We start from the raw sequence: 23,657 nt of genomic DNA on the forward strand, positions 1-23,657 counted from the left end.
GGTGCATACCGGAATACGCTTTGGTTTTACTCCCGATATGTTGTGTTAATACCTAATGAGAATCCGCATCCGTACACGTCGGCTTTACCATCAGCGAATACTAACCTGTTTTATCAGTTCTGATCTTCACCTGTTCTAAGTGCAAGTCCAAGCTCATCAAGCTTAGCAAGCACTTCCTCAAGGGACTTACGTCCAAGGTTACGAACCTTCATCATATCATCGGGAGTCTTGTTTGTAAGCTCCTCAACAGTATTGATTCCGGCTCTCTTGAGGCAGTTGAAGGAACGAACACTGAGCTCAAGCTCATCGATGCTCATCTCAAGAACCTTTTCCTTCTCATCATTGTCTTTCTCTACCATAACTTCTGCAGTCTTGGCATTCTCAGACAGATCGATGAAGAGGCTAAGATGCTCACTAAGAACCTTTGCTGCAAGGCTTACAGCCTCATCGGGAGCAAGTGTTCCGTTAGTGTGAACATCAAGTGTCAGCTTATCATAGTCAGTAACCTGACCTACACGTGTATTCTCTACACTGACATTTACACGTTCAACTGGTGTATAGATAGAATCTACTGCAATAACACCGATAGGAAGATCTGCAAGCTTATTCTTATCAGAGCTTACATATCCTCTGCCCTTTGTGATGGTGAGCTCCATGTAGAGCTTAGCATCCTTACCGGACAGTGTTGCAATAACCTGCTCAGGATTTGTGATTTCGATATCCTGATCAACCTGAATATCAGCAGCTGTGACTACACCCTCGCCTGAATACTCGATGTATGCTGTCTTGGGCTCATTAGTCTCAGAATTATTGCGAATAGAAAGATTCTTGATATTCATTATGATCTCAGTTACATCTTCCTTTACTCCGGGAATAGAACTGAACTCATGCAGTACACCTTCGATTTTGACCTGACTTACTGCTGCTCCAGGCAAAGAGGAAAGCATAATTCTTCTGAGTGAATTACCAAGAGTAATTCCATAACCTCTCTCAAGAGGCTCAACAACGAATCTGCCGTACTTCTTGTCCTCTGAAATCTCAGCAACTTCAATATTTGGTCTTTCAAAATCAAACACTGACATACCCTCCTTATGGTTTTATGGTGTTTCTAAAATTAAATAATTCAGAGCCGGGTTCGAAAACGCACGCGTTTTCGAACTATGGCCACGCTGAACTATTTTAAATTACTTAGAATACAACTCGACGATCAACATCTCGTTTACAGGAACGTCGATTACATCTCTTGAAGGGAATTCTTTAACTGTACCGCTAAGGTTATCCTTGTTAACATCAAGCCACTCAGGAACGATTCTGCCTGCTGTGATCTCTGCGATATCCTTGAATCTCTGGATGCTTCTGGAAGCTTCCTTAACTTCGATAACATCGCCTGCCTTGATGAGGTAAGAAGGAATGTTAACTACCTTACCATTTACAGTGATGAACTTATGAAGAACAACCTGTCTAGCTTCTCTTCTTGTTCTTGCAAAGCCCATACGGAAAATAACATTATCAAGTCTGCGCTCAAGAAGGACCATAAGGTTCTCACCGGTCTGTCCCTTCTGACGATCAGCCTTGTCGTAGTAGTTACGGAAAGGCTTCTCAAGAACGCCATAAATGAACTTTGCCTTCTGCTTCTCACGGAGCTGAAGACCATACTCGCTCATCTTCTTGTTTGCTCTGCTGTTTGTTCTCTTGGACTTCTTGTCATATCCAAGGAATGTGGGATCCAAATCAAGTGATCTGCATCTCTTAAGTACTGGAACTCTGTTTACTGCCATTATTGGCTCCTTTCTTGTTCAGGAAAAATCCTGACTGTTGTTTACAGCACGACACTACCTGTGCCTTCATCCAACGAGTTAAATGTTAATAGTGTCTATATACTCCATCAGAGCCAGACGTAAAAACGCAGGCTCTGAGTGAATATCATATAGGATAAATTATACTCTGCGGCGCTTGGGCGGGCGGCATCCGTTATGAGGTACGGGAGTTACATCCGTAATACTGGTAACAGTAAGACCACTTGCAGCAAGAGCTCTGATAGCAGCTTCTCTTCCTGAACCCGGTCCCTTTACAAAGACATCAACAGTCTTAAGGCCATGAATAAGTGCAGCCTTTGTTGCTGTCTCTGCAGCCATCTGTGCAGCATATGGAGTAGATTTCCTTGAACCCTTAAAACCGAGACCACCGGCACTTGCCCAGCTAAGAGCATTACCTGCAGCATCTGTCAATGTAACGATTGTGTTATTGAAAGATGACTGAATGTGTGCCTGTCCGTGTTCAACGTTTTTCTTGACACGCTTCTTAGTCTTAGAAGCACTTGATTTCTGATTTGCCATTTTAAACTAACCTACTTTCTTCCTATGAATTATCTAAAGTTACTATATAATAAGAGAATTACTTCTTCTTATTAGCGATTGTTCTCTTGGGACCTTTTCTTGTTCTAGCGTTGGTCTTTGTTCTCTGACCACGAACAGGAAGTCCTCTTCTGTGACGGATACCTCTGTAGCATCCGATCTCTGAAAGACGCTTGATGTTCATAGCGATCTCTCTTCTAAGATCACCTTCTACGTCATAATCATTACCGATAATCTCAGCAATCTTCTTAACCTCATCATCTGTGAGATCACGAACACGTGTGTCGGGATTTACATTTGCAGCAGCAAGAATTTTGTTTGAGCTTGTTCTACCAATACCATAGATATATGTGAGACCAATCTCAACTCGCTTATCTCTGGGTAAGTCTACACCTGCAATACGAGCCATTTTTAATATTCCTCCATTTGAAAAAAATTGTTTGCGGAAACCTTTTGTTTCCATAATTAAATGTTACTTGTTTGATTGGGGCGATTATTCAGCCCAATCGGACAGTAGTTAATCCGATCTTTCCAATACACATTGGTATCAAAAAGTAATGTCAAAATGACTCGAATTAGCCCTGTCTCTGTTTGTGCTTAGGGTTTTCGCAAATTACACGAATAACGCCTTTTCTCTTGATAACCTTGCACTTTTCGCACATAGGCTTAACAGAAGACCTAACTTTCATTTGTAACTCCTTTCTGGTATATATGCGTATAAAAGGGCATACTGATACCCCTTTTTAAACGACCGCATTCAATCATAACATATATATAGAACTATTACAAGCATTATTTTAAACTTGCTTTTATTCGTCCCGAATTACAGGAGCTAAGCGATTACTTATCTCTCCAAATTATTCTTCCTTTTGTGAGATCATAGGGTGAAAGTTCAAGTGTTACCTTGTCTCCGGGAAGAATACGAATAAAGTTCTGTCTGAGCTTGCCACTGATATGAGCAAGTACGATATGACCGTTCTCAAGCTCAACCCTGAACATTGTGTTGGGGAGCTTCTCAACTACTTTTCCTTCAATTTCAATTACATCTGCTTTAGACATCTGATCTTAACCTCATTTCTATATCACATTTAAGTGGTTCATTTAATAATTGTCAGTATCTCGGGTTCTCCGTCAGGCGTTACCGCAATGGTATTTTCATAATGTGCCGCCAAAGAACTATCAAGAGTTACAACAGTCCATTCATCATCGAGAAATGCTATTTTTCTGCTTCCCATCGTAATCATGGGTTCAACACAGAGAGTCATTCCCGGTTTTAAGAGTATACCTCTTGTTAATTTCCTATAATTGGGAATATATGGCTCTTCGTGTAATTCTCTGCCAATTCCATGTCCTGTAAGTTCCCTTACTATTCCGTAGCCATGCGGTTTGATATATTTATCAATCGCCTTGGAAATGTCATATAAGTGATTTCCGGCTTTGGCATATTTGATGCCTTCAAAAAAGCTCTCTCTTGTGACATCAATAAGTTTCTGTGCTTCCGGGGAAATATTTCCTACGCCCCAGGTTCTGGCTGCATCTGAATGAAATCCTTCATATATCAGACCCGTATCAAAAGAAACTATATCGCCTTCTTTTAAAATAGTCTCAGCTTTAGGTATTCCGTGAACAACCTCATCATTCACGGAAATACAAACTGATGCCGGATATCCTTCATAATCCTTGCAATTCGGTATTCCACCGCGTTTGCGAATGGCTTCTTCGCCAATTGCATCCAACTCTAAAGTGGAGATTCCCGGTCTGAGCGCATTATGTAGTTCTTCATGAACCTGTGCAAGCAGCTCACCTGCTTTTCTCATGAGGTTCAATTCTTCGTCCGTTTTAATGGTGACCGGCATTACTCATTACCTCAATAATTAACCGAGAATACCTGTAATCTCATTAAAGACTTCCTGCATGTCCTTTGTTCCATCGACAGTCTTAAGAATGTTCTTCTTTGTGTAATAGTCGATGAGGGGCTGAGTCTGCTCATGATAAACGCTAAGACGGTTCTTAACTGTCTCCGGCTTGTCATCATCTCTCTGAACAAGCTCACTGCCACAAGTGTCACATATTCCTTCCTGCTTCGGAGGAATATGCTCGATGTGGTAAGTAGCACCACACTTAAGGCATGCTCTTCTTCCTGACATTCTGCGAACAATGTTCTCATCCGGAACATCTACGTTAATTGCATAGTCAACCTTGTCGCCAAGCTTTGTAAGCTCTTTGTCAAGTACATCAGCCTGAGGAATTGTTCTCGGGAAACCGTCAAGAACATAGCCGTTCTTGCAGTCATCCTGTGCTACTCTGTCAAGAAGGATCTCAACAGTAAGCTCATCCGGAACAAGCTGCCCCTGATCCATGTATTCCTTTGCTTTCTTTCCGAGTTCAGTTCCGTTCTTGATATTTGCTCTGAAAATATCACCTGTAGAAATGTGCGGAACCTGATATTTATCAGCAATCATTTTTGCCTGTGTTCCCTTACCTGCACCGGGTGCACCTAACATAATAATTTTCATACTGGAAGTCTCCTATTTTTCTTATATTTCTTAAATGCACAATAAGAGGTTAGGAAGCATACCTTTCGGTATGCTCCGAAACCTCTTAAGTTTTAATCATCTAAAAAACCTTTGTAATTACGTACCAACATCTGTGATTCAATCTGTTTCACCGTTTCAAGAATAACACTTACAACAATGATAAGGCTCGTACCACCGAAGGATACGTTAGCACCGAATACACCATTGAAGAATATCGGAAGGACACCGATAATGGTAAGTCCAACAGCTCCGATGAAAATGATGTAATTCAGAATGTTTGTTAAATAATCACTGGTAGGCTTTCCGGGACGAATTCCGGGAATAAAGCCACCCTGCTTTTTCATATTATCTGCAATCTCAAGCGGATTAAATGTAATTGATGTATAGAAATATGCAAAGAAGATAAGCAGTAAAACATATACAACAAGTCCGATTGAATACTTGAGATTTGAGGTATTGCACCAGTAGCTCTGATTCAAGTATTTAAGGATCTCGCTCCATGCACCTGTTCCCTTATAGCCAACAAGCTGGCTGATAATGATCGGGAACTGGAAGAGAGACATCGCAAAAATGATAGGCATAACGCCTGCGGTGTTAACCTTAAGAGGAATCTCTGAATGATTTCCGCCATAAGTCTTTCTCCCCTGAATCTTTTTAGCATACTGTACCGGAATCCTGCGCTCTGCGCCGTTGAGAAGAACAACGAGAACAACCATTGCTACGATTACCGCAACAATAATGATTACGGATACCACTCCTCTGGCAATGTTCTTGCCTGTTACAAACTGTGTAAACAAGCTACTGAGGTCGGAAGGCATTCTTGAGATAATGTTAATAGTAAGTACGATAGAGATACCGTTTCCTACACCATTATCTGTTATACGCTCACCGATCCACATAAGGAACGCACTGCCTGCAGTAAGTGCTGCAACAATCTCTACTACATACAGAGGAGATTTCTCGATGAGGAATCCACTTCTGTAGAAACCTATAGCCATTGCTACTGACTCAATAAGAGCAAGTGCTACAGTGATATAACGTGTGAGAGCTGCAAGCTTTTTTCTTCCATCCTCTCCATCACGTTGCCATTCCTCAAACTTAGGAATAGCAATCGTGAGAAGCTGGATAATAATAGAAGATGTGATGTAGGGTGTAATATTGAGTGCCAAAATTGACATGTTCTCAAATGATCCACCTGTGAATCGATCCATAAAACCAAAGGCATTGTTTTCCGATAATTCAGCAAACCACTGCTGGAAAACAGATACGTTCATTCCGGGTACCGGAATTGCTGAACCAAGTCTAATCACCAAAAGCATTGCAAATGTGAATAATAACTTTAATCTTATATCTTTGATTTTGAATGCGTTCTTAATTGTTGTGAACATCAAATCACCTCTGCCGTTCCCCCAAGAGCCTCGATTTTCTCCTTAGCAGATGCACTGAAGGCATTTACTTTAACCGTAAGCTTTTTGGTAAATTCACCGTTTCCAAGTATCTTAACACCATCATACTCATGCTTGATGATACCATTATCCTTAAGTGCCTGAATGTCAACAACACTGTCGTTGTCGAAGCGCTCAAGTTCGCTTACATTTATAGCTACGATCTTCTTAGAATTGATATTCTTGAATCCTCTCTTAGGAAGACGACGGAAAAGGGGCATCTGTCCACCCTCGAATCCGGGTCTCGGAGCACCTGAACGAGCCTTCTGTCCTTTGTGTCCCTTACCTGCAGTCTTGCCATTTCCTGAGCCATGACCGCGGCCTCTTCTGAAATTGTCACTCTGAACAGAACCCTCAGCAGGTCTCAAATTAGATAATTCCATGACTTTCCTCCTTTATTAGTTCAGTTCTTCGACCTTAACAAGGTGTCTGATCTGCTGGATCTGACCTCTGGTAGCAGAGTTGTCCGGCAGTTCTACACTGCTGTTAAGCTTCTTAAATCCCATTGATTTTACCGTAGCAACCTGCTTCGGAACAGCACCAATAGTGGACTTAACCAATGTGATTTTAAGCATTTTTCCACTTTCTTTATTAGCTGCCATTGTTTTCTCCTTTACTAGTTGCCTATTTATTATGCGATAACTTCTTCTACAGACTTACCGCGCTTCTTAGCAACTTCTTCCGGTGTCTTGAGATTTGCAAGACCATTGATGGTTGCATAAACTACGTTCTGCTTGTTGTTGGAACCAAGTGACTTTGTACGAATGTTCTTGATTCCTGCAAGCTCACATACAGAACGAGCAGGACCACCTGCGATGATACCGGTACCTTCAGGAGATCTCTTAAGCAGAACCTCTGCAGAACCGAACTTACCAACGAAATCATGTGTGATACTGTTGTTCTCATCAAGCGGAACTGTGATGAGGTTCTTGGTAGCATCCTCCTTACCCTTACGGATAGCATCCGGAATTTCAGTAGACTTTCCAAGACCTACACCTACATGACCGTTTCCGTCACCAACTACAACGAGTGCGGTGAACTTCATGTTACGTCCACCCTTTACAACCTTAGTAACTCGCTTGATGGTAACGACTTTATCTGTTAATTCAAGCTGACTTGCATCAACGATTGTACGCTTCATTATCTTTCTCCCTTCCTTAGAATTCTAAGCCTGCTTTTCTGGCTGCCTCAGCCAGTGCTGCTACCTTACCATGGTAGATGTAACCGCCTCTGTCGAAAACAACAGCCTTGATACCCTTTTCCATTGCTCTCTTAGCAACAACATCACCAACGTATGCAGCGGCCTCAACATTATCTGTAACCTTAAGAGCTGACTTAATGTCCTTCTCAAGTGTGGAAGCAGAAACGAGTGTCTTACCGGCAACATCATCGATAACCTGAGCATACATATGATTATTACTTCTGAAAACTGCAAGACGCGGTCTTTCAGCAGTGCCGCTGAAACGATTGCGAATTCTCAGATGCTTCTTTTCGCGACTTTTCTGTCTGGACTCTTTACTAACCATTTTTTACTCTCCTTATCTCTTACTTCTTACCGGTCTTACCAACCTTGCGGCGGATAACCTCATCAGCGTACTTGATACCCTTGCCCTTATACGGCTCAGGAGCTCTCTTCTCTCTGATGATAGCTGCATGCTGGCCAACCTTTTCTTTATCTATGCCCTTGACGATGATAGCATTACCATCAACAACTGTCTCGATTCCTTCAGGATCATCGAGTTCTACAGGATGTGAATAGCCAAGGGTTAAGGTGAGTTTCTTACCGCTCTTAGCTGCTCTGTAACCTACACCATTAACTTCAAGTTTCTTCTCATAGCCATCTGTAACACCAACAACCATGTTATTCAGAAGACTTCTTGAAAGTCCGTGAAGCGCTCTGGTCTTCTTCTGATCATCAGGTCTCTTAACTTCGATCTGACCATCTTTCTGCTCAAACTGCATCTCTGCAGGGAAAACTCTCTCAAGAGTGCCCTTAGGACCCTTAACAGTCACCTTATTATTTTCTGCAACTTCTACTGTAACTCCAGCAGGAATTGCGATTGGCATTTTTCCAATTCGTGACATGCCCGTACCTCCAATTTACCATACAAATGCAAGAACTTCGCCACCAACCTGGAGCTCTCTTGCTTTCTTATCAGTTACAACACCCTGGTTAGTTGAGATGATAGCGATACCGAGACCACCAAGTACTCTCGGAAGCTCCTCTCTACCTGCGTATACACGCAGACCGGGCTTGGAAATTCTCTTCAATCCGGTGATAACCTTATCATTTCTGTCAGCACCGTATTTAAGTGTGATGTGAAGATTCTTGAAACCGTTCTCTTCAACAACGTCAAGTTTCTTGATATAACCTTCGTCAAGAAGAATGTTTGCAATAGCAAGCTTCATCTTTGAAGAAGGAACGTCAACTGTGTCATGCTTTGCAGTATTAGCATTACGAATTCTTGTAAGCATATCTGCAATAGGATCATTCATTGCCATTTTGAAAAAGCCTCCTTAATTTTCTATTATTGCTCCGCCTTACTGTGCCCGTCTGCGCAGAGACACGAAGCCGCAATGGTTTAAATAATTACCAACTAGCCTTACGTACACCCGGGATCTCGCCCTTGTAAGCTAACTCACGGAAACAAATTCTGCAGATTCCGTATTTTCTGAGATAAGCATGAGGACGACCGCAAATTCTGCAACGGTTATATGCACGTGTTGAAAACTTGGGTTTCATCTGCTGCTTTACCTTCATGGATAATTTAGCCATGTGTTCGATTCCTCCTTAATTACTTAGCGAAAGGCATGTTGAAGAGTGTTAAAAGCTCACGAGCCTCTTCATCAGTCTTGGCAGTTGTTGTGAAGATGATGTCCATACCTCTTGTCTTATCAACCTTATCGTACTCGATTTCAGGGAAAATAAGCTGCTCCTTGATACCAAGAGCATAGTTTCCTCTGCCATCGAAAGCGTTCGGGTTAACACCACGGAAGTCACGGACACGAGGAAGTGCAAGGTTTACAAGGCGATCCATGAACTCGTACATCTTCTCACCACGAAGAGTTACTTTACATCCGATCGGCATACCTTCTCTTATCTTGAAGTTAGCGATGGACTTCTTAGCCTTTGTATAAACAGGCTTCTGACCGGAGATGATCTGCATATCGTTTGCAGCGTTCTCAAGAACCTTAGCGTTCTCCTTAGCTTCACCTACAGCCATATTGATTACGATCTTATCGAGCTTCGGAACTTCCATGACGTTCTTATAACCGAACTTCTTTGTCATAGCGCTCACGATCTCGTCTTTATATAAATCTTTATATCTACTCAAAGCTCCTTACCTCCTTTCCTATCAGTCAATGACATCACCGGTTGACTTTGCGATGCGGACTTTCTTACCATCCTCAACCTTGAAACCAACACGTGTTGCCTTTCCCTTATGAACATACATAACATTGGAGATGTCCATGGGAGCTTCCTGCTGAACGATACCACCGTTGGGGTTAGATGCAGAGGGCTTTGTGTGCTTTGTTACCATGTTAGCGCCCTCAACTACTACCTTGCCGTTCTTTGTGTCAACGGAGAGTACCTTGCCTTCTTTATCTTTGCTCTTACCGGCGATAACCTTAACAGTGTCGCCCTTCTTAATCTTACTTGTAGACATTCGGTGCCTCCTTATAATACTTCCGGAGCGAGAGACAGAATCTTCATGTACTTCTTGTCACGAAGCTCTCTTGCAACGGGTCCAAAAATACGAGTTCCTCTCGGGTTACCTTCATCGTTGATGATTACTGCAGCGTTCTCATCAAAACGGATGTAAGAACCATCCTTACGGCGAGTCTCTTTAACAGTACGTACTACAACTGCCTTAACAACATCACCCTTCTTTACAACGCCGCCTGGTGTTGCTTCTTTAACCGAAGCAACAACTACATCGCCGATTCTCGCATATCTTCTTGTAGAACCGCCCATAACACGGATTGTAAGAAGCTCTTTCGCACCTGTGTTATCAGCAACTCTAAGTCTGCTTTCCTGCTGAATCATGTTATTTCTCCTTTATAATCAACTATCAGCTAATTACTTAGCACGCTCAATAATCTGAACCAGTCTCCATCTCTTATCTTTAGAGATCGGTCTTGTTTCCATAACCTTGACTGTATCACCTATATGGCACTCATTGTTCTCATCATGAGCCTTCAGCTTATAGGTTCTTTTTACGATCTTCTTGTAAAGAGGATGCTTTACATGATCTTCGATGGAAACAACGATGGTCTTATCCATCTTATCGCTTGTTACTTTACCAACACGCGTTTTTCTTAAATTTCTTTCCACGATATACTCCTTTCAGGATTCCAATTACTGTGCTGCCTTCTGTGTGATGACAGTCTGTATTCTCGCAATATTCTTTCTAACCTCTTTGATTCTTGCTGTGTTATCCAGCTGGTTAGTTGCGTTCTGGAATCTCAGATTAAAAAGTTCCTTTTTAGCTGATACAAGCTCCTGGCTGAGTTCCTCAGCAGACTTAGCTTTCAGCTCTTCTACATACTTATTAGTTTTCATTGGATGCACCGCCTTCCAAATCAGCCTTTGAAACGATCTTGCACTTGCAAGGAAGTTTGTGTGTTGCAAGACGAAGTGCTTCTCTTGCAACTTCTTCATCGACTCCGCCGATTTCAAACATTACACGTCCAGGCTTAACAACTGCTACCCAGTAATCTACAGAACCCTTACCGGAACCCATACGAGTTTCAGCAGGCTTTGCTGTAACAGGCTTGTCAGGGAAAATCTTGATCCAAACCTGACCACCACGCTTGATGAAACGAGTCATAGCGACACGGGCTGCCTCGATCTGATTTGAACGAATCCAGCAGGGCTCAAGCGCTACTATTCCATACTCACCGTATGCGATTGTGTTGCCGCGTGTAGCCTTACCAGCCATAGAACCGCGGAACTGCTTACGATGCTTTACTCTCTTCGGCATTAACATTATTTATCGCTCCCTTCCTTATCTGAATTCTCGGATGCTTTAGTAGGAAGTACTTCACCCTTATAGATCCATACCTTAACACCAACCTTACCATAGGTTGTATCTGCCTCAGCAAATCCATAATCAATATCTGCTCTAAGTGTCTGAAGCGGGATTGTGCCCTCGCTGTAGAACTCGCTACGTGCGATATCAGCACCACCAAGACGTCCGCTGCAGCATGCCTTGATACCCTGTGCGTCTGTCTTCATTGTTCTGCTCATGCAGGACTTCATAGCACGACGGAAGGATACACGGTTCTCAAGCTGCTGTGCAATGTTCTCTGCAACGAGCTGAGCGTCCTTATCGGGCTTCTTGATCTCTTTAATATCAACAAGAACCTTCTTGTCTGTGAGCTTTGAAAGCTCTTTCTTAGTAACTTCAATCTCAGCACCACCCTTACCGATTACGAAACCGGGCTTAGCTGTATAAACGATAACCTTGACGCGGTCAGATGCTCTCTCGATCTCGATCTTGGAGATACCTGCAGCGTAAAGCTTCTTCTTCAGAAACTTTCTGATCTTGTAATCTTCAACAAGGTTGTCTGCAAACTCATTGTTCTCTGCATACCATTTGGAATCCCAATCTGCAATGATGCCGACTCTAAGGCCATGAGGATTAACTTTCTGTCCCATTGAACTTACTTTCTCCTTTCTTATCTCTCATCCAGAATTACAGTCAAATGGCTTAATCTCTTCTGAATTCTGTAAGCTCTACCCTGAGCTCTAGGCTGAATTCTCTTCATAATCGGGCCATTGCTTGCATTGCACTCTGCAATGTACAGATTAGCTCTGTTCATGCCGTTGTTGTTCTCAGCATTTGCGATTGCAGAATTAAGTAACTTATAAATAACGCTGGAAGCGTATCTCGGATTGTACTCCAGGATAGCAAGTGCTGTCTCAACGTCCTTACCCCTGATGGCATCCATTACGAAGCATGCCTTCTGAACAGGGATTCTTGCGTAAGATAATTTTGCTGAAGGTCTTGTATCCTTCTGAGCATTTCTCTCTCTTTTAACTTGAGATCTATGTGCTGTTGCCATAGATTTAACCTCCTTTCAATGTTGAACCAAGTCACACAGACTTAGCGAACTCCGCCCTTCTTCTCGGCGCCTGCATGACCTCTGTAGGTTCTTGTAGGAACGAACTCACCAAGCTTGTGACCAACCATATCTTCCGTTACATATACCGGAATATGCTTTCTTCCGTCATGAACAGCGATTGTGTGTCCAACGAAGGAAGGAAAAATCGTGGAACGACGGGACCATGTCTTAACGATTTGCTTCTGATTCTCTGCATTCATTGCATCGATCTTCTTAAGAAGACTAGCATCTGCGAAAGGTCCCTTTTTAAGTGATCTAGACATTGTCATTCTCCTTTTCTATCAATCAGGCATCAATTACTTGATTGCCTTACCATCTCTTCTTCTAATGATCATCTTGTTAGAAGCCTTTTTCTTCTTACGTGTCTTGTAACCAAGAGCAGGCTTACCCCAAGGTGTGCTGGGACCGGAACGACCGATAGGTGCTCTACCCTCACCACCACCATGCGGGTGATCATTCGGGTTCATAACTGATCCGCGAACTGTAGGACGGATACCCATGTGACGCTTACGACCAGCTTTACCGATGTTGATAAGGTTATGATCAATGTTACCTACTGTACCAATTGTTGCACGGCACTCGATCGGAACAAGTCTCATCTCGCCTGAAGGAAGACGAAGAGTTGCATACTTACCTTCCTTAGCCATAAGCTGAGCTGAGTTACCTGCTGAACGAACAAGCTGACCGCCTCTTCCGGGATAAAGCTCAATGTTGTGTACGCTTTCACCGACAGGAATGTTTGCAAGAGGGAGGCAGTTACCGATACGAACCTCGGCTGCAGGACCATTCATGATTGTCATGCCATCCTTAAGTCCCTGAGGAGCAAGGATGTAAGCCTTTGTGCCATCCTCATACTCAAGCAGTGCGATGTTTGCAGTTCTGTTAGGATCGTACTCGATACCGATAACCTTTGCTGTGCACTCATCCTTGTAACGCTTGAAGTCGATGATTCTGTACTTTCTTCTTCCACCGCCACCGCGATGTCTTACAGTGATTTTACCCTGGTTATTACGTCCAGCCTTAGAATTCTTAGAAACAAGGAGGCTCTTCTCAGGTGTCTTCTTTGTGATCTCTGAGAAATCAGAACCTGTCATGTTTCTTCTGGACGGTGTATATGGGCCGTATTTCTTAATTCCCATGATTCTTCTCCTTTTTGATATCACGCACGGTTTAAAACCCGGATCCGGACTTTGCTTTGATCCTGTGCGTATAGTTAATTAGTTATTATCAAAGTCCCTGGAAAATCTCGATGTCCTTGCTGTCTGCAGTAAGCTGTACGATTGCCTTCTTGATCTTAGCAGTTCTGCCGTAAGTCATTCCGCGTCTCTTAAGCTTGCCGTTTGCGTTAAGTGTGTTTACCTTAGAAACCTTAGCGCCGTCGAACATCTTCTCAACTGCTTCCTTTATCTGAGTCTTGTTAGCTTCAGGATGAACGAAGAAAGTGTATTTCTTTTCGCCCATGGCATTCATGCTCTTCTCTGTAAGTACAGGCTCAAGGATTACGTCATAGTACTGTAATGCTGCCATTATGCATACACCTCCTCAATCTTAGCAACTGCGTCCTTTGTAAGAACGAGTGTCTGAGCGTTTACGATATCATATACATTGATTGTGTTTGTAAGCGCTGTCTTAACTTCAGGAAGATTGCTTGCTGACTTAACAACCTTAGTATCGTTGTCTGCAAGAACAACAAGTGCCTTACGTGTAGCCTTGAGGTTGTTCATAACCTCTGCAAGCTTCTTTGTCTTGAATTCATCCATCTTAAGCTCGTCAAGAACGATAAGCTTACCTGTCTGAACCTTATCTGTGAGTGCAGACTTAAGAGCCGCTCTCTTCTCTTTCTGGTTCATCTTGAAAGAGTAATCTCTCGGAACGGGAGCGAATACTACACCGCCGCCTGTCCACTGAGGAGATCTTGTTGAACCCTGTCTTGCATGACCGGTTCCCTTCTGTCTCCAAGGCTTACGACCACCTCCGCTAACTTCGGAACGTGTCTTTGCCTTCTGTGTACCCTGACGATTGTTAGCAAGCTGCTGAACTACTGCCAGATGTACGAGATGTTCATTTACTTCAACTCCGAAAATGGCATCGTTAAGATCGATGTTGCCAACTTCTTTGCCTTCGATATTATAAACAGATACGTTAGCCATCTGTATGTCCTCCTTTCGTATTCTGGAAATTATGCCTCAACCTTTGTGGTTTCCTTGATTGTTACAAGTCCCTTCTTAGGTCCGGGTATTGCGCCCTTTACAAGGATCAGATTCTTGTCTGCATCTACACGAACAACCTCAAGATTCTGAACTGTTACCTTTACGCTTCCCATGTGACCAGGCATTCCTTTTCCTTTGAATACACGGCTCGGATCAGAACTGGATCCGTTAGAACCCTGATGACGGTGGAACTTAGAACCATGAGCCATGGGTCCTCTGTGCTGACCATTCTTCTTGATGGCGCCCTGGAATCCCTTACCCTTGGATGTTGCTGTAGCATCGATCTTATCACCAGCGGCGAAGATGTCTGCCTTGATCTCGCTTCCAAGCTCATACTCAGCTGCGTTCTCAAACTTGAACTCGCGAACGAATCTCTTGCATGATACGCCAGCCTTCTTGAAGTGACCCTGCTGAGCCTTGTTTACACCATGTGCATGTACGATTGTCTTCTTGCCGTTCTTGTCTCTGTTGATGATCTTTTCTTTCTTATCAACATAGCCGACCTGAACTGCACTGTAACCATCGTTCTCAACGGTCTTGATCTGTGTTACTACACAGGGGCCTGCCTGTAAAACAGTTACAGGTACAAGTGAACCGTCTTCGTTGAAGATCTGAGTCATACCGATCTTCGTAGCTAAGATAGCCTTCTTCATTGTATTTACCTCCTTATTACATCTACAGCGGATGCTTAAATCGTTCGCAATGTCGTCTCAATTGCCCTTGGGCAACTCTCCAGTTTTACGGCATCATGCGTCTCGCATCATACTAGTAGAGGTTTAACATTAGTTGCCGATGAATTATTTCATCTTGATGTTGATGTTTACACCTGCGGGCATCTCTAATCTCTGAAGAGCCTCAACTGTCTTAGGTGTAGGTGTGATGATGTCGATCAGTCTCTTGTGTGTTCTCTGCTCGAACTGCTCTCTGGAATCCTTGTACTTATGTACAGCACGGAGGATTGTAACTACTTCCTTCTTAGTAGGAAGCGGTACAGGTCCGCTAACCTGAGATCCGTTCTTCTTTACTGTTTCGATGATCTTCTTTGCAGATGCATCTACGAGCTGATGATCATACGCCTTAAGTGTAATTCTCATTACCTGATTTGCCATAAAAAAAGTCGCCTCCTTTTCGCACTTTAATTAGATAAGTACGACAAGCGGTGACTGTACACTCTCCCGTGTGTGTCATGGACTCAAACCATTCTCATCCTGTTCTCACACGTCGTTTCTGCTAGCATAGCTTCGCAGACAAATTGTTTGTACAGTGACTTGTCGTCAGATTGTCTGACCTTGCGGTCTCTTGACATTCGCTCCACGGAAAACCTGTCTCACTGGATAAGACAGCAACCTCACGCTTCACAGCTATCATGTCACAGCATGGATAACTATATCCCATTTTTTCATTTCATGCAAGCGTTATTTTCAAAATTAATCACTTTTTAATAAAAATAGGCAATTTTAGCTACTTTGACTTGATGTTTTTTAATCTATTTTATGCATAGCCTAGTTTTTTATGCATTTTGGGATAAAATCTTTACTTGTTTCTTCTATAATATAAGTGTAATGATAAACAATAGCAAGGAGTACTTCTATGTGGATTGCAGATAATTGGAAAGATTACGAAGTTATCGATACCTCCGGCGGCGAGAAGCTTGAGCGCTGGGGTGATTATATGCTGGTTCGTCCGGATCCGCAGGTAATCTGGAACACCAAGAAAAAGCACATGGGCTGGAAAAAGTGGAATGCCCGTTATCAACGAAGCAATAAGGGCGGCGGTGAATGGGATTTCCGTTCACTCCCTGAAGAATGGACTATTAATTATAAGGAACTTACTTTTCATTTAAAGCCCTTCAGCTTTAAGCACACAGGTCTTTTCCCGGAGCAGGCTGCCAATTGGGACTGGTTTTCAGACCTTATAAAAAATGCTGACCGCGACATTAAGGTTCTCAACCTCTTCGCGTACACCGGCGGTGCTACTGTATCCGCTGCAAAGGCAGGCGCTGCCGTAACCCACGTTGATGCCGCCAAGGGCATGGTTCAGTGGGCAAAGGAAAACGCTGCAGCTTCAGGCCTTGCGGACGCTCCGATCAGATGGCTCGTCGATGATTGCGGCAAATTCGTTGACAGAGAGATAAGGCGCGGCAATCACTATGACGGAATCATAATGGATCCGCCTTCTTATGGAAGAGGCCCTAAGGGCGAGATATGGAAAATTGAGGACTGCGTATATGACCTTATACTTAGAAGCGTTCAGCTCCTTTCAGACAAACCGCTTTTCTTCCTTATAAATTCATATACCACAGGACTTCAGCCGGCAGTTCTTTCCTATATGATACATACAGCAATCGACCCTATCCACGAAGGAACCGTAGAGGCAGATGAAGTCGGACTTCCTGTTTCCTCAAACGGACTGGTTCTTCCCTGCGGCGCCAGCGGCAGATGGACAGCCAAATAATAGACTCAGACTTTTTTCAGAATAATAATTATTGGAATGAAAATGCCATCCCATTGACCTTCATCATGGGATGGCATATTTGTTTCTTCTATATATAAAGAACGTTTTTATAAAAAGCATCATTCCGCTTTCTTCTTGCCTCGTTTACGTGCTGCATTCTGCTCAGCCTGAATCTCACGTCTTATGATCTCCATGGTCTCGCAGTCGGCTCTCTCCTCCTCTTCGGTAGGAGTCATACCATAGGGCTTACCGTCACCGGCATCAATTCTCTCACGTATCTGCTGCATTCTTCTGTCAAGCTGATTGATCAGATCCGCACTAAACTTAAGATCCTCAGAGATAAGTTCCGCATTCTCGATATCTTTCTTATACTTCATCTTGTGTTCAAGACTCGCCCAGAAATCCATCGCGATGGTTCTGAACTGCACTTCAACCTTCATGAACTCTTTGTTTTCAGTAAGGAAAATCGGAGTCTCTATAATAAGATGAAGACTGCGGTAGCCACTGTCCTTTGGAGTCGCGATATAATCCTTCTCTACAAGGACATGTACATCGTCCTGTTTTTTCAGACAATCAGCGACCATATAAATATCATCAACAAAAGAACAGATAGCGCGGCATCCGGCGATATCCGAAATATTACTCTCGATATTTTCAATCGAAAACGGGATTCCCTTGCGATTTAACTTCTCGTAGATGCTAACGGGAGTTTTGATCCTGCTCTTAATATTCTCAAAAGGATTGCGATTATTTTTAAGTGATAGTTCCTTATTAAGTATCTCTAACTTGGTTCTGACTTCGGATAATGCGCAATCATACTTCATCATCATCATCTGGAATTCCTGCACCTGCCCTCTCATGATAAGCAGCTGCTCGATTTCCTTCTGTGATACATTGCTAACGTTTAACAGTGACTTCTGCTCATTGGTCATCAGCGTCCTGTCGAGCTGAGTCAAGTCAAGATTTCCAATAGCCATGGGCATTCCTCCAAATAACTAATATGCCCCCTCCATTACAATTATATCACTATCATTTATTTAATTATGAACTAAATATAAAGCTTTTATAATGTTATGGATAAAACATCACATAATTCTAAAAAATCTGAAAAAAACTTTCCAAATTACTCTTCGTCATTCTCTGCAGCCATATCTGCATAAGAAATGATGCGATAGTTGAGTGTGGCTCTGGGCCCTGCCAGAACCTTAAGTCTGTCCTGAAGACGTCTGTGTACCAGCATGCACTCCTCAACGCCGGTTCCTGTAAGAAGCACAAGATACTGCGTTCTGGAATATCTGCAGAAAGCATCACCATGTCTCAAAGTCTCGTTAATAGCCACTCTGAGGGACTCCATACGTCTCTCGGCCTTTTCCTCCTGTCTGATCTCCTTACCCTCATAATCGGCGATTGTGAGAAGAAGAAGGAAAACAGTAAGACCGTGTCTCTCCATATTCCTGCTGAGAATCTGATAAGAAGCTCTCATCTCAGGATACAGGCACTCGTAAGGACCGCCCTCTTCCTCAAGCACAAGACCGCTCTTAAGCCCGTTCTCACTGGAATCCTGGCTAGTTGCATGGTCTTCGGAGAAAGCGGCATCCTGAAGCTCCTGATAGCAGCGCTGCATGTTATCTGTAGGCGCTATTCCAAGCTCCTCAGCATAATATCTGATCATCTCCTCATAGAGAGAATATGCCCTCTTATAATCCTTCATAAGCCTGTAGGCATCGATCTCACCAACCTGCCACTCGCAGTCGGGATCGATTGCTGACGCATTATGAAAAATCTTAGCCATAGCTTCGTAGTTCCCGGTAGCTCTGTAATAGCCCGCAAGGAAATCTACGCACTCCTCATAGAGAGTCCTTAAATCCTCACTCTTTTTGGATATCCAGTAAAGCTCGTTAAGCTCGGGCAAAAAGTTACCCTTATAAATATCGAAGGCCTTCTGGTAGCTCTTCGCCTTATCCTCGTCCTTCTCGGAATTTCTGGCATTGTTTATAAAAGCTGTAAACTCAACGTTATCAGCTGCAGCCTCAACGCTTGGATCAGCCTTATAAAGACCGTCTGAGAATACAAACACATTACCGCCCGGAATTCCGGCCTTCTCAGCAACCTTCCTGAACTGATAAATCAGGTTGTTCATACTGTTGTTGAGATTACTCTTCACATTAAGATCTTCCGAGTAGATATCATCCTGAAGATCTTCCTTCTTAACCCCTTCGCTTCCGGCAGAAAAAACTCTTGCCACAAGCTGAATATACTTAGATGCGCGGTTTCTGCCGAGAGTAATCTCCTTACCATTACACTCAATACCAAACGCACCTAATGTTTTGATGTATAACTTTGTTTTTTTCATAACTTTTTTCGCTTCTCTCCATACCCATTAAAATATGTTCTATTGTATCATAAAATCACAAATTATTGCGAAAATATTACCACACAAAACTCAGAATATGATTGGTTATCACAAAACCTCACTTATTCTGTCTTCCATTCGCTTCATCTCCTGGAATTCTCCCATATCAAGGAAAGACATCTCGCTTATAGGATACATGCCCACTCTGCCGCCGCTTTTCATAAGGTCATCGGCCAGATCCGTCATGTGGTACATAACATCCGGAGGTATCATATTAAAGCATGCAGGATTCACGACATACATACCCGTATTAACAAAATAGGAAAGATGCGGCTTCTCCCTGATAGCCGTCACGAGACCTTCCTTCTCAGCATCCAGAACCCCATATGGAATAGGAAAGTTTTTAAGTGAAGAGACAATCGTTATTCCATTCTCGGATGCAATGTGGTGCCTTATTATACTGTCATAATCGGCATCGATAAGTATATCGCAGTTCGTCACAATCACAGGTCTTTCGAATTTTTCCTGAATAAGTCTGATGCTGCCGGCTGTGCCAAGAGGCTTATCCTCTTCCACATACACAATCTCATAAGGGACCTTCTGCTCTGCGAAATAGGACTTTATCATCTCCTTTTTATAATTCACAGTCAGATAGAACTTTCTCGCCCCATATTCGTGGAACCTGTTCATGATTCTCTCAAGAATAGGAATATCGCCCACAGGGATCAGCGGCTTGGGTAAAATCTTGGTGTAGGGATAAAGCCTTGTGCCTTTACCACCCGCCATGATAATTATCGGTGTGTCGGAAAGCGCAAGATCTGCCGCCTCAATATAATCAGCCTTGCTCTTATCGCGGAAAATGATATTAACAATTTTATTTTCCTTATCAAGGATCGGAATAGACGTAATATGTGCGCTGTTCATCAGGAAGTTGCACTTGTCCGCCTCATTCTCATACAGAAATCTCGGCGTTTTAAACGCCGCCATCATGACATTGTCATTAACATTTCCCGACTTCAGTATCCATCTTCTGATATCGCCGTCAGAGATACTTCCTATAAGAACACCGTCATCTTCCACTATGTACAGAATACTTCTGGTATTAACATCAATTTTCTGCATAGCCTGAAGTATGGTTATATCCTTTGTTGAGATGAACTTTTCAAGAGTAATGCTGCTTTCTTCCGACATACGTACCCCCTCATGGCTGTTGTCAGTCCGTTTATAAACCTCTATTCATCAGCAATTCCGCATATAAAAAATCTTCTTCATTATCTATATCAACACTGGAACGTGTAGACATCACATAAGCATAGCTTCCGTCTCTGTAGAAAAAATTGTCCTTGGCAAAAGCTACTATATCCGCAATATAAATCGAACCATTCAACCGATATGACTTCTGCATTTTCTGCCTCTGATTAGCACCTTTTCTCTCTATAAAGCCATCCATACTCAAATCCTCAGGCAGCGTCCCGCACCAGGAGATCGGATGCTCCGTCTCACACACTGAGACAACAAACTTCGCTTTTTTTTCTGTGAAAAGATCGTAAGCTCCTCGAATCTCCTCAGAAGTCCGAAGCGGAGAAGTTGGCTGAAGGAGGCAGAACGTATCGAAGTTTTTGCCACTCTCCGCATACTTCTCAATCACTTCTGTAGCCGCATCCCAGGAACTGGCTGAATCCGACGCTGTCCTCTCACTTCTTAAAAACGGAACCTCTGCGCCAAGCCCTCTTGCGATCTCTGCATACTTCTCGGAATCTGTCGATACCATAACAGCATCAAATACTCCCGAACCCAGAGCAGCATCAATCGTATAGCCCATAAGAGGCTTTCCGTTCATCGGCTTTATATTCTTATCCACAAGCCCCTTCGAGCCACTCCTCGCGGGGATTATAGCGAGATTCTTCATAGTGTATGCCTCATCCGCTTCATATTCATGTTTCAAACTCAACATCATAAAAGCTTTTCTTCAAATCCAGTCTGTCTTCCAAGATAAACTTCTCGATAATCTCTGCCATCATTTTCGATGTACCTTCTTTTTCGTATGGATTACCGGTATATTTTATCGACTCTCTGAAAGAAGCATCCAACGCCTTATCGATTGCCGCCACAATACTCTTTTGGTCCGTACCACAGTTTATAACCGACTCTGCCGCCACTCTTCCCTTCTGCCTGTCACCGATATTTATCGTAGGCACATGGAAAGACGGAACTTCAATTATTCCGCTTGATGAATTACCGATTACAAAAAGCGCACCTTTAACCGCACTTAAATATCTGCGCATTCCCAGCGAATCTACAAGATAGAAGTTATCATGCTCAGCAGCATATTTCGCAAGGATCTCGTTTACCTTCCTGCCTCCGGCATCTGCTCCCGCTTTTGTAAAAAGATAAGTGATATCCGAATACTGCCGGGCAGCTGCCAGTAGCTCATTTGTCTGCTGCTCCGCACTATCATCTTCAAGAGTCACCGGATGGAAAGTTCCGACAGCATATCTATCACCAAGTATTACTGCTCCCTTTTGCGACCTTTCAGCCACATTCAATCTGGCACTATTAATACTCTTCTCAAGCTCATCTCGCGCCATGATATCCACTTTGCATGCATTCTCAACACCAAGAGCGCCGACATTGAATACTCTTGAGGGATTCTCTCCCAGCTGAATAACTCTTTTTCTGTACTCCTCCGTTGATGTGAAATGCAGCTGGCTCATCTTCGTAATACTGTGTCTCACCGCCTCATCCACAGCACCCTGCGTGGTTTCGCCGCCGTGAATATGAATAATCGGAATCCTCGCATTCATAGCAGCACTGCAAACAGACAGCATCTCATATCTGTCTCCGAGAACCACTATCGCATCAGATCTTTTTCTATCAAAATACTCTCCAAAGAGCGTTACCGTCTGCCCCATTATCCTTGAAATATCTGCAGGGCTGTCGCCTTTTACTCCTTGAAAAATATCAATTTTTTCATCTATCTCAAAACCAAGTTCAGAGGAATCCTTCTCGATTTCCTTGACTGTCTCACCGAATTCCTTAAGCAGATGTGCGCCGGTAGCCACAACCTTAGGGCACACCTTTCCATCATCAAGAAGCCTTTTTATCAAAGGACGAAGAAGACCATATTCAGCTCTTGTGGAGGTAATGATTGTTATGGTTTTCATAGTTCGATTAGCTCATCCTCTTTAAAATCCCGCTTCGCCTTTTGCCCTATGACTTCATTCCATCTCATGGGTGAGATGCCGCTACCGGGCCTCTTGGTGGTAAGATTATCTTCTGAAAAAATATCACCGGCCTTTATTTCTTTTGCGGCAATTATGCTCTTTCTTGCCACTAATCTATTCTTAAGCTCCGCCTCGGTTGGCTGCTTATTTCCATCGCCAAGAGCCATCTCTATATTCCTGACAGAAAGGACCATCTGCCTTAGTTCATCAGGTTCGAGCGACGCCTTATGATCCGGACCTTCCATATTCCTATCCAGCGTAAAGTGCTTCTCCAGAACCGTTGCGCCAAGTGCTGCTGCCGCTATCGGAACCTCTATTCCCTGTGTATGATCCGAATATCCGACATCACATCCAAACTTCTCCTTTAGCGCAAGCATCGCTTTCAGATTCACATCCTTCATCGGTGTTGGGTAATTTGTTGTACAGTGAAGTATGGTCAGTTTCCCTGTTCCATTTTCCTCAAGCACCTTCACTGCATCCGCAACCTCATCCATGGTGCACATTCCGGTCGAGAGAATCATATCCTTGTTAGTCTTAGCTATCTCTACAAGGTATGGATAATTGGTTATCTCTCCGGATGGAATCTTCCATATATCAAGGAGCGGATCAAGAAACCTTATACTCTCTATATCGAATGGCGTAGACAGAAACTTTATTCCTACCTCCTTGCAGTAGTTCGCAAGTGTAATAAAGTCATCGAAAGGAAGAAGGAGTTTTGAAAGCATATCCTTCTGAGATTCTTCCTTACCGATATTATTCTTTTGATACTCGGCCATAGGCGCACTTTTGGACACCAGACTTGATAGCTTCGCAGTTTGAAATTTAACTATATCCGCGCCGCATTCCTTAGCGGTATCCACAAGCTTTTTTGCCAGTTCCAAAGAACCGTTATGATTTACACCCGCCTCAGCAATGATTAATACTTTATCCGCCAATGCTTATCCCTCACAA

37 protein-coding genes are annotated in these 23,657 nt (G+C 43.2%); 1 reads left to right on the top strand and 36 read right to left on the bottom strand.

Features of this window, described 5'->3' with window-relative positions:
• Positions 1-113: 113 nt before the first annotated feature.
• The 30 genes from G596_RS0107970 to rpsJ all read right to left on the bottom strand — a co-directional run bounded on the left by G596_RS0107970 (position 114) and on the right by rpsJ (position 15,784).
• Entirely contained in the window at positions 114-1,076 is a 963-nt protein-coding gene (locus G596_RS0107970) for a DNA-directed RNA polymerase subunit alpha (RefSeq protein ID WP_026499387.1), read from the bottom strand.
• Positions 1,077-1,184: 108 nt separating this feature from the next.
• Positions 1,185-1,778: a 30S ribosomal protein S4 gene (gene rpsD, locus G596_RS0107975; RefSeq protein ID WP_022761313.1), complete on the bottom strand. Its 594-nt coding sequence runs from the start codon at positions 1,776-1,778 to the stop codon at positions 1,185-1,187.
• A 159-nt stretch (positions 1,779-1,937) separates the two neighbouring features.
• On the bottom strand, positions 1,938-2,336 hold the full coding sequence (rpsK, locus tag G596_RS0107980; RefSeq protein WP_022761314.1) for a 30S ribosomal protein S11: 399 nt from the start codon (positions 2,334-2,336) through the stop codon (positions 1,938-1,940).
• 58 nt (positions 2,337-2,394) lie between these two features.
• Complete coding sequence (gene rpsM / locus G596_RS0107985) at positions 2,395-2,763, bottom strand: 30S ribosomal protein S13 (RefSeq protein WP_022761315.1); 369 nt, start codon at positions 2,761-2,763, stop codon at positions 2,395-2,397.
• 166 nt (positions 2,764-2,929) lie between these two features.
• Positions 2,930-3,043: a 50S ribosomal protein L36 gene (gene rpmJ / locus G596_RS0107990; RefSeq protein WP_022754357.1), complete on the bottom strand. Its 114-nt coding sequence runs from the start codon at positions 3,041-3,043 to the stop codon at positions 2,930-2,932.
• Between the two features lie 151 nt (positions 3,044-3,194).
• On the bottom strand, positions 3,195-3,413 hold the full coding sequence (gene infA / locus G596_RS0107995) for a translation initiation factor IF-1 (protein WP_022761316.1): 219 nt from the start codon (positions 3,411-3,413) through the stop codon (positions 3,195-3,197).
• Positions 3,414-3,451: 38 nt separating this feature from the next.
• Positions 3,452-4,210 (bottom strand): type I methionyl aminopeptidase, encoded by a 759-nt coding sequence (gene map, locus G596_RS0108000; protein WP_022761317.1) that lies wholly within the window; start codon positions 4,208-4,210, stop codon positions 3,452-3,454.
• Positions 4,211-4,228: 18 nt separating this feature from the next.
• Positions 4,229-4,870, bottom strand: coding sequence for an adenylate kinase (locus tag G596_RS0108005; protein WP_022761318.1), 642 nt, complete (start codon positions 4,868-4,870; stop codon positions 4,229-4,231).
• A 92-nt stretch (positions 4,871-4,962) separates the two neighbouring features.
• Positions 4,963-6,279, bottom strand: coding sequence for a preprotein translocase subunit SecY (gene secY / locus G596_RS0108010; RefSeq protein WP_022761319.1), 1,317 nt, complete (start codon positions 6,277-6,279; stop codon positions 4,963-4,965).
• Positions 6,279-6,719 (bottom strand): 50S ribosomal protein L15, encoded by a 441-nt coding sequence (gene rplO / locus G596_RS0108015; RefSeq protein ID WP_022761320.1) that lies wholly within the window; start codon positions 6,717-6,719, stop codon positions 6,279-6,281. The genes secY and rplO overlap by 1 nt, the downstream gene beginning before the upstream one ends.
• Before the next feature lie 15 nt (positions 6,720-6,734).
• On the bottom strand, positions 6,735-6,938 hold the full coding sequence (rpmD, locus tag G596_RS0108020) for a 50S ribosomal protein L30 (RefSeq protein WP_022761321.1): 204 nt from the start codon (positions 6,936-6,938) through the stop codon (positions 6,735-6,737).
• A 29-nt stretch (positions 6,939-6,967) separates the two neighbouring features.
• Positions 6,968-7,477: a 30S ribosomal protein S5 gene (gene rpsE, locus G596_RS0108025; protein ID WP_022761322.1), complete on the bottom strand. Its 510-nt coding sequence runs from the start codon at positions 7,475-7,477 to the stop codon at positions 6,968-6,970.
• 16 nt (positions 7,478-7,493) lie between these two features.
• Positions 7,494-7,862 (bottom strand): 50S ribosomal protein L18, encoded by a 369-nt coding sequence (gene rplR / locus G596_RS0108030; protein WP_022761323.1) that lies wholly within the window; start codon positions 7,860-7,862, stop codon positions 7,494-7,496.
• A gap of 19 nt (positions 7,863-7,881) precedes the next feature.
• Positions 7,882-8,421, bottom strand: a complete 540-nt coding sequence (gene rplF, locus G596_RS0108035) for a 50S ribosomal protein L6 (protein ID WP_022761324.1) — start codon at positions 8,419-8,421, stop codon at positions 7,882-7,884.
• 15 nt (positions 8,422-8,436) lie between these two features.
• Positions 8,437-8,838, bottom strand: coding sequence for a 30S ribosomal protein S8 (gene rpsH, locus G596_RS0108040; RefSeq protein WP_022761325.1), 402 nt, complete (start codon positions 8,836-8,838; stop codon positions 8,437-8,439).
• Between the two features lie 88 nt (positions 8,839-8,926).
• On the bottom strand, positions 8,927-9,112 hold the full coding sequence (locus tag G596_RS0108045) for a type Z 30S ribosomal protein S14 (RefSeq protein ID WP_022761326.1): 186 nt from the start codon (positions 9,110-9,112) through the stop codon (positions 8,927-8,929).
• Between the two features lie 19 nt (positions 9,113-9,131).
• Positions 9,132-9,671, bottom strand: coding sequence for a 50S ribosomal protein L5 (gene rplE, locus G596_RS0108050; RefSeq protein WP_022761327.1), 540 nt, complete (start codon positions 9,669-9,671; stop codon positions 9,132-9,134).
• Positions 9,672-9,692: 21 nt separating this feature from the next.
• Positions 9,693-10,004: a 50S ribosomal protein L24 gene (gene rplX / locus G596_RS0108055; RefSeq protein ID WP_022761328.1), complete on the bottom strand. Its 312-nt coding sequence runs from the start codon at positions 10,002-10,004 to the stop codon at positions 9,693-9,695.
• A gap of 11 nt (positions 10,005-10,015) precedes the next feature.
• Positions 10,016-10,384, bottom strand: coding sequence for a 50S ribosomal protein L14 (rplN, locus tag G596_RS0108060; RefSeq protein WP_022761329.1), 369 nt, complete (start codon positions 10,382-10,384; stop codon positions 10,016-10,018).
• A 33-nt stretch (positions 10,385-10,417) separates the two neighbouring features.
• A complete protein-coding gene (gene rpsQ / locus G596_RS0108065; protein ID WP_022761330.1) occupies positions 10,418-10,672 on the bottom strand; it encodes a 30S ribosomal protein S17 in 255 nt (84 codons plus the stop codon).
• Between the two features lie 24 nt (positions 10,673-10,696).
• Entirely contained in the window at positions 10,697-10,900 is a 204-nt protein-coding gene (rpmC, locus tag G596_RS0108070) for a 50S ribosomal protein L29 (RefSeq protein ID WP_022761331.1), read from the bottom strand.
• Positions 10,890-11,327 (bottom strand): 50S ribosomal protein L16, encoded by a 438-nt coding sequence (gene rplP / locus G596_RS0108075; RefSeq protein ID WP_022761332.1) that lies wholly within the window; start codon positions 11,325-11,327, stop codon positions 10,890-10,892. Before rplP ends, rpmC begins: the two co-directional genes overlap by 11 nt.
• Positions 11,327-11,998 (bottom strand): 30S ribosomal protein S3, encoded by a 672-nt coding sequence (gene rpsC, locus G596_RS0108080; RefSeq protein ID WP_022761333.1) that lies wholly within the window; start codon positions 11,996-11,998, stop codon positions 11,327-11,329. Before rpsC ends, rplP begins: the two co-directional genes overlap by 1 nt.
• 20 nt (positions 11,999-12,018) lie before the next feature.
• Entirely contained in the window at positions 12,019-12,405 is a 387-nt protein-coding gene (rplV, locus tag G596_RS0108085; RefSeq protein ID WP_022761334.1) for a 50S ribosomal protein L22, read from the bottom strand.
• 41 nt (positions 12,406-12,446) lie between these two features.
• Positions 12,447-12,728: a 30S ribosomal protein S19 gene (gene rpsS / locus G596_RS0108090; protein ID WP_022761335.1), complete on the bottom strand. Its 282-nt coding sequence runs from the start codon at positions 12,726-12,728 to the stop codon at positions 12,447-12,449.
• A gap of 33 nt (positions 12,729-12,761) precedes the next feature.
• Positions 12,762-13,604: a 50S ribosomal protein L2 gene (gene rplB / locus G596_RS0108095; RefSeq protein WP_022761336.1), complete on the bottom strand. Its 843-nt coding sequence runs from the start codon at positions 13,602-13,604 to the stop codon at positions 12,762-12,764.
• A gap of 88 nt (positions 13,605-13,692) precedes the next feature.
• Entirely contained in the window at positions 13,693-13,992 is a 300-nt protein-coding gene (gene rplW, locus G596_RS0108100) for a 50S ribosomal protein L23 (protein WP_022761337.1), read from the bottom strand.
• Complete coding sequence (rplD, locus tag G596_RS0108105; RefSeq protein ID WP_022761338.1) at positions 13,992-14,615, bottom strand: 50S ribosomal protein L4; 624 nt, start codon at positions 14,613-14,615, stop codon at positions 13,992-13,994. Before rplD ends, rplW begins: the two co-directional genes overlap by 1 nt.
• Before the next feature lie 29 nt (positions 14,616-14,644).
• On the bottom strand, positions 14,645-15,328 hold the full coding sequence (gene rplC / locus G596_RS0108110) for a 50S ribosomal protein L3 (protein WP_022761339.1): 684 nt from the start codon (positions 15,326-15,328) through the stop codon (positions 14,645-14,647).
• 144 nt (positions 15,329-15,472) lie between these two features.
• Complete coding sequence (gene rpsJ, locus G596_RS0108115; protein ID WP_022761340.1) at positions 15,473-15,784, bottom strand: 30S ribosomal protein S10; 312 nt, start codon at positions 15,782-15,784, stop codon at positions 15,473-15,475.
• Between the two features lie 481 nt (positions 15,785-16,265).
• Here rpsJ and G596_RS0108120 point away from each other — a divergent pair, with 481 nt between their 5' ends.
• Positions 16,266-17,129, top strand: coding sequence for a class I SAM-dependent methyltransferase (locus G596_RS0108120; RefSeq protein WP_022761341.1), 864 nt, complete (start codon positions 16,266-16,268; stop codon positions 17,127-17,129).
• A 119-nt stretch (positions 17,130-17,248) separates the two neighbouring features.
• On the opposite strand, the gene G596_RS21445 is transcribed toward G596_RS0108120, so the two are convergent.
• The 6 genes from G596_RS21445 to neuB form a co-directional block, all read right to left on the bottom strand.
• A complete protein-coding gene (locus tag G596_RS21445) occupies positions 17,249-18,106 on the bottom strand; it encodes a GTP pyrophosphokinase (protein WP_022761342.1) in 858 nt (285 codons plus the stop codon).
• Between the two features lie 146 nt (positions 18,107-18,252).
• Positions 18,253-19,482, bottom strand: coding sequence for a bacterial transcriptional activator domain-containing protein (locus tag G596_RS0108130; RefSeq protein ID WP_022761343.1), 1,230 nt, complete (start codon positions 19,480-19,482; stop codon positions 18,253-18,255).
• Between the two features lie 108 nt (positions 19,483-19,590).
• Positions 19,591-20,673: a nucleotidyltransferase family protein gene (locus G596_RS0108135; RefSeq protein WP_022761344.1), complete on the bottom strand. Its 1,083-nt coding sequence runs from the start codon at positions 20,671-20,673 to the stop codon at positions 19,591-19,593.
• Between the two features lie 31 nt (positions 20,674-20,704).
• Complete coding sequence (locus G596_RS0108140; protein ID WP_022761345.1) at positions 20,705-21,391, bottom strand: acylneuraminate cytidylyltransferase family protein; 687 nt, start codon at positions 21,389-21,391, stop codon at positions 20,705-20,707.
• 25 nt (positions 21,392-21,416) lie between these two features.
• Positions 21,417-22,646, bottom strand: a complete 1,230-nt coding sequence (gene neuC / locus G596_RS0108145) for a UDP-N-acetylglucosamine 2-epimerase (RefSeq protein ID WP_022761346.1) — start codon at positions 22,644-22,646, stop codon at positions 21,417-21,419.
• Positions 22,643-23,641, bottom strand: coding sequence for an N-acetylneuraminate synthase (gene neuB / locus G596_RS0108150; protein WP_022761347.1), 999 nt, complete (start codon positions 23,639-23,641; stop codon positions 22,643-22,645). Before neuB ends, neuC begins: the two co-directional genes overlap by 4 nt.
• Positions 23,642-23,657: the final 16 nt, after the last annotated feature.

Source organism: Butyrivibrio sp. AD3002, assembly GCF_000420905.1.
Lineage (GTDB): Bacteria > Bacillota > Clostridia > Lachnospirales > Lachnospiraceae > Butyrivibrio.